Here is a 568-nt window from a genome sequence, read left to right on the forward strand (position 1 = left end):
TCCCAAAGCCGTCATTATCGGCGTGATTGCACAATTCGCCATCATGCCGGCAACCGCCTATCTGCTGGCGAAACTGTTGAACCTGCCTGCCGAAATCGCAGTCGGTGTAATTTTGGTCGGCTGCTGCCCGGGCGGTACGGCTTCCAATGTAATGACTTATCTGGCGCGCGGTAATGTGGCTTTGTCGGTTGCCGTTACATCGGTTTCCACCCTGATTTCCCCATTGCTGACCCCCGCCATCTTTCTGATGCTTGCCGGTGAAATGCTGGAAATACAAGCGGGCAGTATGTTGATGTCCATCGTCAAAATGGTTTTGTTCCCCATCGTTTTGGGCTTGATTGTCCATAAAGTCTTGGGCAACAAAACTGAAAAATTGACCGACGCGCTGCCACTGGTTTCCGTTGCCGCCATCGTGCTGATTATCGGCGCGGTTGTCGGTGCCAGCAAAGGCAAGATTATTGAAAGCGGCCTGCTGATTTTTGCCGTTGTCGTACTCCACAACGGTATCGGCTATCTGCTCGGCTTCTTTGCCGCCAAATGGACCGGCCTGCCTTATGATGCACAAAAA

General features: G+C 52.5%; 1 protein-coding gene. It reads left to right on the forward strand.

Annotated features, from left to right (window positions below; all coding sequences use genetic code 11):
• Window positions 1-568, forward strand: a 568-nt coding sequence (locus ACTHUR_RS16650) for a bile acid:sodium symporter family protein (RefSeq protein WP_440399794.1), incomplete at both ends; no start/stop codon positions are given.

This window comes from Neisseria sp. P0021.S007, from assembly GCF_051956855.1.